Source organism: Burkholderia sp. Bp9012 (assembly GCF_003853825.1).
GTDB classification, from domain to species: Bacteria; Pseudomonadota; Gammaproteobacteria; order Burkholderiales; family Burkholderiaceae; genus Burkholderia; species Burkholderia diffusa.
The window spans coordinates 1-12,382 of the sequence record NZ_QTQA01000013.1; the positions used below are offsets into that span (position 1 = coordinate 1).

Below are 12,382 nucleotides of genomic sequence, written 5' to 3' on the forward strand. Positions count from 1 at the left end.
GCCGCGATCTTCGCGAGCGAACCGCCGAATTTGCCGACCGCGGTCCGCGCGGCCGATACGATCACTACGTCCGTCATGTTCTCTTCCTGCATTGAAATCAGTGGGTCGATCCGTATTGCGTGCCGGCACCGCGCGGCGGCGGCGCGTGAGCGCCGTGTGGCCGGCGATGCGGCTGCACGTTCGCACGCTCACGCGTGCCGCTCATCCGCCCGCCCCGACCGTGTCCGGGCACGCTGCGGCGGCCGGACATACGCCGAACGCCACGCGGCACACGCGGCGGCCGGCGCCCGCCGGCGCCGCTCAATCAGCGTCGCGCCTGCGCGCGACATGCGCTCATGCAGCCGATTCGCGCGAAGCGGTTTCCTTGCGAGCAGCGGCGGCGGTCTGCTTGGCACCGCGGGCCGTCGTTTCGCTGACTGCGTCGAAACCGCTTTGCGCGGCTTCGATCGCCTGCCCCGTCGCAGCACGCACGGAGTCGGCCGCGGCCGTCGCCGCGGACAGCGCCGAATTCAGCGCGGCGACCACGGCGCCCGAACCCGCCGGCGCATGCTTCGTCAACTCGCCGACCACTTCCTTCACGCGCTGGTCGTTCTGTTCGTACTGAGCCTGGGCAACCTTCGCCCACTCGGCCTGCGTCGACACGGCAATATCGAACAGATGGCGACCGTATGCGACGGCCTTGCCGGCGGCTTCCTGCGGTGCGGCGACTTGCTGCGCGAAGCCTGCAGCCGGGTTGCTCGCGTTGAACGCGTTCTTCAGCTTGTCCTCGTATTCCTGGAGCGCCGTCTTGGCCGCTTGCAGGTTGAGTTCGACGACTGCCTCGAAACCATTGATTGCCGGACGGGCAATCGCGAACCACGCGGCGATTCCGGACTGATAATCGGCGGCGAATTTTTCGGGGGCAAATACGGACATCGGGCACGCTCCTGTTGGCAATGCGAGAGACGACGTAAAGAAAATGGAAGTCAGATCGAGGGCCTGCTTCCTTATTCACAACCCTCAGGCACGATTGATTGTGAAGAGTTGAGGATGGCCATTTTAGATGGATTAATTGTCAATTAAGTGGCATTAATACTAGGTGAAAACCCTTAAATGTCGAAGTGACCGCTTCACAACGGTGCTTGTTCATAATGGGGTCGCCTCGCAACGCCTTGCCCGACAATGACCTTTACCTTTTTACAGCATAACCCGCGGTAGCCGGCCGCAACATTTACCCCGTCATTATTCCCGTTATTAGAAAAAGGGCGCGCATTGAAAACGGGACAGATGTTTATGTAATCGTTTTTCCAGATTTATTTTGAAATCGTTTCCGGGATTATTAATGGCGAATTCAATGATCGTATATGAATTGCCGGGAGGGGGCTGCGGCGACACCCTCACCCGACCAGTTCGCGATGCAGTGCCCGAAACTCCTGCGCGAGCTTGTGCGCCGGCTCGAGATGGATCACCGGCGTCGACTGCTGATGCGACTCGCGGATCTTCACCGACGCCGACAGCCGCGACGCCAGCACCGGCAGGCCTTCCTCGACGAGTTCGTCGACCAGCCGCTGCGGCAGGCTCGCGCGTGGCTGGAACTGGTTGATGACGATCCCTTCGACCTCGAGCGCCGCGTTGTGGTCCTGCTGGATTTCCTTCACGTTCTCGAGCAGCGTGTACAGGGCCCGACGCGAGAAGTCGTCGCAGTCGAACGGAATCAGGCAACGCTCGACCGCGATCAGCGCCGAGCGCGTGTAGAAATTCAGCGCGGGCGGCGTGTCGATGTAGACGGCATCGTAGGTGTCGAGCTCGTTGAGCGCATCGCGCAGCTTGTAGATCTTGTAGCGCGATTCGAGCTTGCCGTGCAGCGCGTCGAGGTCCGGATGCGCAGGCATCACGTCGAGCCCGTCGAACGGCGTCGGATGGATGAACGAGGCAACGTCGACCGGCCGGAAGTTGAACGTCAGCGCGGTCTCGAAGAATTCGGCGACGCCGGGATGCGCGTCGGCCGCGCGGTCGCCGAGCAGGTAGCGCGTGGAATTCGCCTGCGCGTCGAGGTCGATGACGAGCGTGCGCAGCCCTTCGCTCGCGCTGATCGCCGCCAGGTTGCAGACGATCGTCGACTTGCCCACACCGCCCTTCTGGTTGAATACGACCCGCCGCATGGTGTCTCCTTCGATCGAAACGTCGAAAGGACGAGCTTAGCCGGTCAATCGTGGCGGCCGCGTGACATACGTCAGATGCGCGGCAGCGGTCCCGACACATGACGGTTGCCGGGCACGCTCCATCGCCAGGGCAGCTCCTGGCCGACGCGAATGCCGACGCGCGGCCCGCCCGCCAGGTTCGCGGGCGGCGCCATGCCGTCATCCACGAGCGCGAAACCTTCAAGCGCGGCGACCAGATCGACCCCGTCCTGCGCGCCGGCGATGCCGAGTGCCTGGGTCAGCCGCGCGGGCCCCCGGCACAGATCGCGGTCGCGCGTCAGCGGCGGCCGGGCCGCACGCATCCGTTCGAGCCCGTGCAGCGGCTCCAGCGCACGGATCAGCACGCCCGTCCCGGCGCCTTGCGGACCGCACACGCAGTTGCAGCACCAGTGCATGCCATAGGTGAAATAGACGTACATATGCCCGGGCGGCCCGAACATCGTCGCATTGCGCGGCGTTTTGCCGCGGTAGGTGTGCGCGGCCGGGTCGATCGCACCCGCATAGGCCTCCACTTCGACGATCCGGCCGGCACGGCCGTCCGCTGCCGCCAGGATCTTGTTCAGCAGTTGCGGTGCGACTTCGGTGGCCGCGCGATCGAAGAACGCGCGCGGCAACAGCGCGCCCGGCCAGCACGACGCGGGCTTATTGCTCGGCATCCGACGCCCCCTTCTGCCGGCGGCCCGAAACGGCTTGCGCCGCTTCTCGTAGCTCGCGATACGCGTCGACCAGGTCGTCGATGCCGAATGCGCGGTTCCTGCCGCTCGGATTCGGCAGGATCCAGACGGTCGCGCGCTGCATGTGCTCGGCTTGCCGGCCCCACGTGATCTCGCGTCGTCCGGAGAGCGCGGCGTACGCGGCCTTGCCCAGGAACGCGACGAAGCGCGGCGCGTAATGCACGATCTTCTGCTCGAGGACGGCCACCTCGGCGACGAATTCCGCGTGCGACAACTGATCGGCGCTCGCGGTCGGTCGCGGTACGACCGCGGTCAGCCCGCATCCGTACGCGAGGATCGTCCGGTCGTCCCTCGGCGCGATTTCGTCCGGCGTGAAGCCCGCGAGATGCAGCACGCGCCAGAAGCGGTTGTTCCTGCCCGCGAAGTGATGCCCTGTCGCGGCGGCGGTCATGCCGGGGTTGATCCCGCAGAACAGCACATCGAGCCGCGGGGCGATGAGGTCGGGGAGCGCGTCAGCCACTGGCGGTCTCCGGGGCGCGGGGCGTAAACGGAAAAAGACCCGAAGGTCCGTGCCAAGCGATTGGCTTGACTCGGACATTCGGGCCCATTCCGGTGCGGGATGCCGACGTTCCGTCAGAACGGAATATCGTCGTCCATCTCGTCGAAACCGCCGCCTGCCGGCGCGCTCGGACGGCTCTGACCGCCGCCTGCACCGCCGCGCGGCGCACCGCCGGCACGGCCGCCGCCACCGCCGCGTTCCATCTGTTCGCCGCCGCGACCGCCGCCACCACCACCGTAGCCGCCGCCGTAACCGCCTTCGTCACCGCCGCCACCGCCGCCGCCCGAACCGCCGCGGCCGCCGAGCATCTGCATCTGGTCGGCGACGATTTCGGTCGAATAGCGATCCTGGCCGTCCTGGCCCTGCCACTTGCGCGTGCGGATACGGCCTTCGATATAGACCGACGAACCCTTCTTCAGGTATTCGCTGACGATTTCAGCGAGACGGCCGAAAAACGCGACGCGGTGCCACTCGGTCATTTCCTTGAAATCGCCGCTTGCCTTGTCCTTGTAGCGATCGGTCGTCGCGAGACGGATGTTCGCAACCGCGTCGCCGCTCGGCAGGTAACGGACTTCAGGATCGGCGCCGAGATTGCCGACGAGGATGACCTTGTTGACGGATGCCATGTGTTTCTCCAGTAAATTCGATGCCGGGCCGCCCGCGAATATCGTCGGAGCGGCCCGCCGGGCAAGCCGGCGAGCGCCGCCGGTGCCTGCCCGAAAAGAGGGTTCAGGCCTTGCGCGGCGGCGCTTTCATGCTGGCCGCGATTATAAGCCACGCCGCCACGAGCCCCGAGCAGGCATAGAAGACGGTGTTCGCGCCGCCGTGCTTCAGCAGCCAGCCGCCCACGATGCCGCCGAGCGCGAGCCCGATCGATTGCGTGGTGTTGTAGACGCCCGTGGCCGCGCCCTTGCGCGAACCGGGCGCGAGCTTCGACACGAGCGACGGCTGCGACGCTTCCAGGATGTTGAAGCCCAGGAAGTACACGAACAGGATCGCCGCCACAATCAGGATGGTATGCGGTGCGCTGCCGAGCAACAATTGGCCGATCAGGATAGCCAGAATGCCGCCGAGCAGCACCGGTTTCATCTTGCCCCGTTTTTCTGCGACGATGATCGCCGGGACCATCATCACGAACGCGAGCCCCATCACCGGCAAGTAGACCTTCCAGTGCGCGGCGACCGGCAGCCCGCCGTCGACCAGCAGGCGCGGCACGACGAGGAACAGCGCCGTCTGCGTCGCGTGCAGCACCAACACGCCGAAGTTCAGGCGCAGCAGCTCGACGTTGTGCAGCACCTCGCCGAACGGCGCCGGCACGTGCACGGGCTTCGCCGCGTCGGGCACGATCCACACCACGACGCCGATCGCGAGGATCGACAGCACGCCGACGATCGCGAACAGCCCGCTCATCCCGACCCAGTGAAACACGATCGGCGCGCCGACGATCGCGACCGCGAACGACACGCCGATCGAGCCGCCGACCATCGCCATCGCCTTCGTGCGGTTCTGCTCGGAGGTCAGGTCGGCGATGAACGCGAGCACCGCGGACGACACGGCGCCCATGCCCTGGATCACGCGGCCGACGATGATCCACGTGATGTCGTGCGCGAACGCGGCGACGAAGCTGCCGAGCGCGAAGATCAGGAGGCCGGTGGCGATCACGGGCTTGCGGCCGAACTTGTCTGACGCCCACCCGTAGAAGATGTACAGCAGCGACTGCGTGACGCCGTAGGCCCCGAGCGCGATGCCGACGAGCAGCACGTTGTCGCCGCCCGGGATGGTTTTCGCGTAGACCGAGAACACCGGCATGATCATGAACAGGCCGAGCATGCGCAGCGCGAAGATCGCCGCGAGCGACGTGGTCGCGCGCAGTTCGGGCGCACTCATGCGGGAAGACGTGGCGGACGGATTGGACATCGGGAATGAATTTCGAATGATCGGAATGTCCGCCCGGCGGCGGGCGGCGGAAGATCAGGGCCACCGGCCCGGCAGGCGCTTTCCGGAAACCGCTTTCCGGGAGGTCACGCAGGCTGCCTGCGGGCCGCCTCGAGCCGTGCGGCGCGGCCGCTCCCCCGGCGTGGACACCGCCTTGCTGCCAGCTGCTGCAAAGGCTGGGGACCCCCAACGACGGCCTCGAAAAGCCGTTATAGTAGCAGGTTTGGTTCCCTCCATTTTCGCCAGGTTCATGGAACAGATCCGTATCCGTGGGGCACGCACCCACAACCTGAAAAACGTCAATCTCGACCTGCCGCGCCACAAGCTGGTCGTGATTACCGGGTTGTCCGGGTCGGGCAAGTCGTCGCTCGCGTTCGACACCCTTTATGCCGAGGGCCAGCGCCGCTACGTCGAGAGCCTGTCCGCGTACGCCCGCCAGTTCCTGCAACTGATGGAGAAACCCGATGTCGACCTGATCGAGGGCCTGTCGCCCGCGATCTCGATCGAGCAGAAGGCGACGTCCCACAACCCGCGTTCGACCGTCGGCACGGTCACCGAGATCCACGACTACCTGCGACTTTTGTTCGCACGTGTCGGCACGCCGTATTGCCCCGACCACGACATCCCGCTCGAGGCGCAGAGCGTGTCGCAGATGGTCGACGCGGCGCTCGCGCTGCCCGAGGAAACCAAGCTGATGATCCTCGCGCCCGTGGTCGCGAACCGCAAGGGCGAGCACGTCGAGCTGTTCGAGGAGATGCAGGCGCAGGGCTTCGTGCGCTTTCGCGTGCGCTCGGGCGGCGGCACCGCGAACGAAGGCGTCGCGAAGATCTACGAGGTCGAGTCGCTGCCGAAGCTCAAGAAGAACGACAAGCACACGATCGACGTCGTCGTCGACCGCCTGAAGGTGCGCCCCGACATGAAGCAGCGCCTCGCGGAATCGTTCGAGACCGCGCTGCGCCTCGCCGACGGCCGCGCGATCGCGCTGGAAATGGACACCGACCGCGAACACCTGTTCAGCTCGAAGTTCGCCTGCCCGATCTGCTCGTACTCGCTGCAGGAGCTCGAGCCGCGCCTGTTCTCGTTCAACAACCCGATGGGCGCGTGCCCGGAATGCGACGGCCTCGGCCAGATCACGTTCTTCGATCCGAAGCGGGTCGTCGCGCACCCGTCGCTGTCGCTCGCCGCAGGTGCCGTGAAGGGCTGGGACCGCCGCAACCAGTTCTACTTCCAGATGCTGCAGAGCCTGGCGGCGTTCTACGAATTCGACATCGACGCCGCGTTTGAGGACCTGCCGGAGAAGATCCGCAAGGTGCTGCTGTTCGGCTCGGGCAAGCAGACGATCCCGTTCTCGTACATCAATGAACGCGGCCGCACGACGATCCGCGAGCACGTGTTCGAAGGGATCATCCCGAACCTCGAGCGCCGCTACCGCGAAACCGATTCGGTCGCGGTGCGCGAAGAACTCGCGAAATACCAGAACAACCAGCCATGCCCGTCGTGCGACGGCACGCGGCTGCGCCGCGAGGCGCGCCATGTGCGGGTCGGCACCGGCGACTACGCGCGCGGCATCTATGAAATCAGCGGCTGGCCGCTGCGCGACGCGCTCGGCTATTTCGACGGCCTGTCGCTCGACGGCGCGAAGCGCGAGATCGCCGACAAGGTGATCAAGGAAATCGTCGCGCGCCTGACCTTCCTGAACAACGTCGGCCTCGACTACCTGTCGCTCGAGCGCAGCGCCGAGACGCTGTCCGGCGGCGAGGCGCAGCGCATCCGCCTCGCGTCGCAGATCGGCTCGGGCCTGACGGGCGTGATGTACGTGCTCGACGAGCCTTCGATCGGCCTGCACCAGCGCGACAACGACCGCCTGATCTCGACGCTCAAGCACCTGCGCGACCTCGGCAACTCGGTGATCGTCGTCGAGCACGACGAGGACATGATCCGCACGGCCGACTACGTCGTCGACATGGGCCCCGGCGCGGGCGAGCACGGCGGCGTGGTGGTCGCCGAAGGCACGCCGAAGCAGGTGCAGTCGAACCCGCAGTCGCTGACGGGCCAGTATCTCGTCGGCAAGCGCACGATCGAGTATCCGGACGAGCGGATCGCGCCCGATCCGGAGCGGATGCTGCGCATCGTCGACGCGCACGGCAACAACCTGAAGCACGTCGATCTCGAGCTGCCGGTCGGCCTGCTGACCTGCATCACCGGCGTGTCGGGTTCCGGCAAGTCGACGCTGATCAACGACACGCTGTACCACGCGGTCGCGCGCCACCTGTACGGCTCGTCGGCCGAGCCGGCGCCGCACGAGGCGATCGAAGGCCTCGAGCACTTCGACAAGGTGATCAACGTCGACCAGTCGCCGATCGGCCGCACGCCACGTTCGAACCCGGCCACCTACACGGGCCTGTTCACGCCGATCCGCGAGCTGTTCTCGGGCGTGCCGACCGCGAAGGAGCGCGGCTACGATCCGGGCCGCTTCTCGTTCAACGTGAAGGGTGGCCGCTGCGAGTCGTGCCAGGGCGACGGCGTGCTGAAGGTCGAGATGCACTTCCTGCCGGACGTCTACGTGCCGTGCGACGTGTGCCACGGCAAGCGCTACAACCGCGAAACGCTCGAAGTGCAGTACAAGGGCAAGAACATCAGCGAAGTACTCGACATGACGGTCGAGCACGCGTACGAATTCTTCAGCGCGGTGCCGGTCATCGCCCGCAAGCTGAAGACGCTGCTCGACGTCGGCCTGGGCTACATCCGCCTCGGCCAGTCGGCCACGACGCTATCGGGCGGCGAGGCGCAGCGCGTGAAGCTGTCGCTGGAGCTGTCGAAGCGCGACACGGGCCGCACGCTGTACATCCTCGACGAGCCGACCACCGGCCTGCATTTCCACGACATCGCGCTGCTGCTCGAGGTGATCCACCGGCTGCGCGACCAGGGCAACACGGTCGTGATCATCGAGCACAACCTCGACGTGATCAAGACGGCCGACTGGGTGATCGACCTCGGCCCCGAGGGCGGCGCAGGCGGCGGCCAGATCATCGCGCAGGGCACGCCCGAGCAGGTCGCGAAGACGAAGGCGAGCTTCACCGGCAAGTACCTCGCGCCGCTGCTCAAGCGTCCGACCCGCAAGGCGGCGGCCGGCTGACAATTGCCGTTCCCGCGCGCGGCTGCCGGCCGCGCGCGCCCGGCGCCCGCGGCGGCGCCGGTGTCATCGTTTTCCCTTCCGCGGTTTTCCCCTCTGCGTTTACACCACGAGCCAAACAGCCCCGTGGCGGACCATAATGGCAGCTATACTTTACGGTCGTAAGGTTCGCCATCCGCACCAATCCGGTGCGGCGCCGGGCGACCGCCGTCCTGCCGCCCACCGCGCGGCATGACACACGAACGACAGGAATCCACGATGGAGAAGCAACAAGAGTCGCGCGACGCCCAGAGCCGCGAGCCGCACCTGCGCAGTGTGCGGCTGACGAGCGACTTCAGCCTGCCGAAGCTGTCGGCGATCGAGATCGGCAGCTATCTGTTCGCCCTCGTCGCGATGGTGCTCGTCATCGAGCTCAAGCTGCTGGGCGGGCTGCTGGCCGGCCTGCTGGTCTATCAGCTGATCCACACGATCGCGCCGGTCATCGAACGCCACACGACGAGCATGCGCGCCCGCTGGGTCGCCGTCGTGCTGCTGTCGATCGCGATCGTCGGCGGGCTCACCGGCCTGACGATCGGCATCATCGAGCACTTCGAGCACACGGTGCCGAACCTGCAGAGCCTGCTCGACCAGCTGATGCAGATCGTCGAGCAGACCCGCGCCCGCACGCCGGCCTGGATCGCGAACCTGCTGCCCGTCGACGTCGAACAGATGAAGACCAAGGCGGCGCTGCTGATGCACTCGCACATGGATCAGCTCCAGCAAGGCGGCAAGAGCGTCGCGCGCGGCTTCGGCCACGTGCTGTTCGGGATGATCATCGGCGCGATGATCGCGATCGGCGTCGAGCACGGCAAGGTGCGCCGGCCGCTGTCGACCGCGCTCGTCACGCGCGTGTCGCGCTTCGCCGAGTCGTTCCGCCGGATCGTGTTCGCGCAGATCAAGATCTCGGCGATCAACGCGGCATTCACGGCGATCTACCTGCTCGTCGCGCTGCCGATCTTCCACCAGCGGCTGCCGCTGTCGAAGACGCTCGTGCTCGTCACGTTCATCGTCGGGCTGCTGCCGGTGATCGGCAACCTGATCTCCAACACGCTGATCGTCGCGGTGTCGCTGTCGGTCAGCATGGGCACCGCGATCGCGTCGCTCGCGTTCCTCGTCGTGATCCACAAGTTTGAATACTTCCTGAACGCGAAGATCATCGGCGGCCAGATCGAGTCGCGCGCGTGGGAACTGCTGCTCGCGATGCTGATCATGGAAGCCGCGTTCGGGCTGCCGGGCGTGATCGCCGCACCGATCTTCTATGCGTACCTGAAGCGCGAGCTGTACATGCTGCGGCTGATCTGACGCAACGCTGCCCGGCGCGTCACGCGCGTCACGCGATAAAAAAACGCCGCGCCCCGTCAAGGGTGCGGCGTTTTTGCATCCGGGCCAGCGGCCGGCCAATGGCCGCCCCGCACCGCCGATCAGCGGAACACGACCGTCTTCGTGCCGTTCAGCACGACCCGGTGCTCGACGTGCCACTTCACGGCGCGCGCGAGCGTCACGCACTCGACGTCGCGGCCGATCGCGGTGAGCTGGTCGGGCGTCATGCTGTGGTCGACGCGCTCGACTTCCTGCTCGATGATCGGGCCTTCGTCGAGATCGGTCGTCACGTAGTGCGCGGTCGCGCCGATCAGCTTCACGCCGCGGTCGAACGCCTGGTAGTACGGCTTCGCGCCCTTGAAGCTCGGCAGGAACGAATGGTGGATGTTGATCGCCCGGCCGGCGAGCTGCTGGCACATGTTCGGCGACAGGATCTGCATGTAGCGCGCGAGCACGACGAGATCCGCCTGGTGTTCGTCGATCACTTCGAGCACACGCGCTTCCTGCGCGGCTTTCGCCGCATCGGACGAACCGCCGACGAGCGGGAAGTGATGGAACGGGATGTTGTAGCTCGCGGCGAGCTGGTAGAACTCCTTGTGGTTCGACACGATCGCCGGGATCTCGATCGGCAGCTGGCCGGTGCGGTAGCGGAACAGCAGGTCGTTCAGGCAGTGGCCGATCTTCGACACCATGATCACGACGCGCGGTTTCACGGCCGCGTCGTGCATCTCCCAGCGCATCGCGAACTGCTCGGCGAGCGGCGCGAATTCGTTACGGAGCGTGTCGAGCGCCGACGCGGCATCCGCGCCCCCGCCGTCCTGCACGAAGTGCACGCGCATGAAGAACTCGCCGGTGCGGCTGTCGCCGAACTGCGCCGAATCGAGGATGTTGTTGGCGCGTTCGAACAGGAAGCCCGAGACTGCGTGGACGATGCCGTGCCGGTCGGGGCACGACAGTTTCAAGATAAAGCTGTGATCGGTCGACATGACCGCTACTCCCTTCGTTTCGGTATTCGTCAAATAGGCCGTTCGTTCGGCCGCGCTCGGGCCGGCGTGCTGCACGTTACGCGGCCGGCGCGAACAGCGCGTCGATGCCTGCCGCGTCGGCCGCCGCGAGCCAGCGATGGCGCAGCAGCGTGTCGAGCATCGCGAGGCTCGCATCCATCGTCGCGCGGCCTTCGCGCAGCCAGCCGACCACTTCGGATACACCGGCCAGCAGGTGCTCGGCCACTTCGCCATCCTGGTTGTGCGGCGCGAAGTCGCGCGGCAGCGGCAGGTCGTACACGAAGATCAGTTCGGACTGCGTGCCTTCCGGCAGCGAGCACAGCACCTGCACCGCCCGGCCCGCGATCGCGCGCGCCGCCAGTTCGGCCGGCATGCCGGCCTCTTCCCAGCATTCCTTCGTGAGCGTCTCGTGAACGCCCAGGCCCCAGCCGATGCCGCCCGCGACGACGTTGTCGAGCATGCCGGGATCGGTTGCCTTGGTCGCGCTGCGGCGGCCGAGCCACATCCGCGGCACGGCCGGCTCACCCGGCGCAACCGCATATTCTACGATGCCGTTCAGGTGCACTGCATAGGTCTGCGTGCCGAAGAAGCGCGACGCGGCGCGTTCGATATACGCGAGCGGTGGATCGTCGAAGCGGTTGCGGATCGCGTAGATCTCGTCGCGCCAGCCCGGAATCGCGCCCTCGGCCGCCAGCGCACCGATCGCGCTCGCGAGCGCCATGCTGCGCGCGTCGACCGTGTCATAACGCGCCGACAGCACGACGCGCGTGTCGGTCAGCTCGAACACGTCGGGCCAGCGGGCGAGCTTGGCGACGTCCTGGCGACGCACCCAGCCGACCTGCTCGCCGGCGATCTCGAAACGCAGGTGCGCGGCCGGATCGAAGCGGCGCGCGGCCGCGATGCAAGGAAACGTCATCGGGCTCAGTCCTTCAGCGCGACGCGAATGCCGATCGCGATGAACGTCGCGCCGGCGATCCGGTCGAGCCATACGCCGGCCTTCGGGCGGCGCTTCAGCCATGTGCCGATCGCGCCCGCGCCGACGCCGAACAGCGAGAACACCACGGCCGTCTGCAGCATGAACAGCGCCCCGAGCTCGAACATCTGCAGCGTCACGCCCTGCACGCCATGCGGATCGACGAACTGCGGCAGGAACACGACGAAGAACAGCGTGACCTTCGGGTTCATCAGGTTACCGATCACGCTCTGCCGGAAGATCGCGCCAAGCGGCTGCGGCGGACGCTCGTGCGCGTTCGCGAGCCCCTGGCTGCGCAACGCCTTGATGCCGATCCACACGAGGTACGCGGCGCCCGCGAGCTTCAGTGTCTGGAACGCGACCGGCGACGAGCGCAGCACGGCCGCGACGCCGAGCGCCGCGAGCGTCGTATGGAACAGGATCCCGGCCGTGAAGCCGAGCGCGGCGACGAAGCCGGCCGCTCGGCCCTGCGAGATGCCGCGCGCGAGCACCTGCAGGTTGTCGGGACCCGGCGCGAACGTGATCGCGATCGACGTGGCGAGAAACAGCATGAAGTTGGGCATCG

At 66.5% G+C, this 12,382-nt stretch carries 11 protein-coding genes; 2 read left to right on the forward strand and 9 right to left on the reverse strand.

Annotation, left to right across the window (positions count from 1 at the left end; genetic code table 11):
* Nucleotides 1–333: 333 nt before the first annotated feature.
* The 6 genes from phaP to DIE11_RS18760 all read right to left on the reverse strand — a co-directional run bounded on the left by phaP (nt 334) and on the right by DIE11_RS18760 (nt 5,330).
* Entirely contained in the window at nt 334–915 is a 582-nt protein-coding gene (gene phaP, locus DIE11_RS18730; RefSeq protein ID WP_059603023.1) for a TIGR01841 family phasin, read from the reverse strand.
* A 461-nt stretch (nt 916–1,376) separates the two neighbouring features.
* Nucleotides 1,377–2,141 (reverse strand): ParA family protein, encoded by a 765-nt coding sequence (locus DIE11_RS18740; protein WP_059603020.1) that lies wholly within the window; start codon nt 2,139–2,141, stop codon nt 1,377–1,379.
* A gap of 71 nt (nt 2,142–2,212) precedes the next feature.
* Entirely contained in the window at nt 2,213–2,836 is a 624-nt protein-coding gene (locus DIE11_RS18745) for a DNA-3-methyladenine glycosylase (RefSeq protein ID WP_124626283.1), read from the reverse strand.
* Nucleotides 2,823–3,374, reverse strand: coding sequence for a G/U mismatch-specific DNA glycosylase (gene mug, locus DIE11_RS18750; RefSeq protein ID WP_124626284.1), 552 nt, complete (start codon nt 3,372–3,374; stop codon nt 2,823–2,825). The genes DIE11_RS18745 and mug overlap by 14 nt, the downstream gene beginning before the upstream one ends.
* Before the next feature lie 113 nt (nt 3,375–3,487).
* Nucleotides 3,488–4,039, reverse strand: coding sequence for a single-stranded DNA-binding protein (locus tag DIE11_RS18755; protein WP_059603013.1), 552 nt, complete (start codon nt 4,037–4,039; stop codon nt 3,488–3,490).
* A 103-nt stretch (nt 4,040–4,142) separates the two neighbouring features.
* Nucleotides 4,143–5,330, reverse strand: a complete 1,188-nt coding sequence (locus DIE11_RS18760; RefSeq protein ID WP_124626285.1) for an MFS transporter — start codon at nt 5,328–5,330, stop codon at nt 4,143–4,145.
* 268 nt (nt 5,331–5,598) lie between these two features.
* On the opposite strand from DIE11_RS18760, the gene uvrA reads away from it, so the two are divergent.
* A complete protein-coding gene (uvrA, locus tag DIE11_RS18770) occupies nt 5,599–8,484 on the forward strand; it encodes an excinuclease ABC subunit UvrA (RefSeq protein ID WP_059598825.1) in 2,886 nt (961 codons plus the stop codon).
* A gap of 255 nt (nt 8,485–8,739) precedes the next feature.
* On the forward strand, nt 8,740–9,822 hold the full coding sequence (locus DIE11_RS18775; protein WP_185633785.1) for an AI-2E family transporter: 1,083 nt from the start codon (nt 8,740–8,742) through the stop codon (nt 9,820–9,822).
* 119 nt (nt 9,823–9,941) lie between these two features.
* Here DIE11_RS18775 and purU read toward each other — a convergent pair whose 3' ends face one another.
* The 3 genes from purU to DIE11_RS18790 all read right to left on the reverse strand — a co-directional run bounded on the left by purU (nt 9,942) and on the right by DIE11_RS18790 (nt 12,380).
* Nucleotides 9,942–10,826, reverse strand: coding sequence for a formyltetrahydrofolate deformylase (gene purU / locus DIE11_RS18780; protein WP_124626287.1), 885 nt, complete (start codon nt 10,824–10,826; stop codon nt 9,942–9,944).
* A 76-nt stretch (nt 10,827–10,902) separates the two neighbouring features.
* A complete protein-coding gene (locus DIE11_RS18785; RefSeq protein WP_124626289.1) occupies nt 10,903–11,760 on the reverse strand; it encodes a DUF4743 domain-containing protein in 858 nt (285 codons plus the stop codon).
* Nucleotides 11,761–11,765: 5 nt separating this feature from the next.
* Nucleotides 11,766–12,380 (reverse strand): LysE family translocator, encoded by a 615-nt coding sequence (locus tag DIE11_RS18790; RefSeq protein WP_059451447.1) that lies wholly within the window; start codon nt 12,378–12,380, stop codon nt 11,766–11,768.
* Nucleotides 12,381–12,382 lie beyond the last annotated feature (2 nt).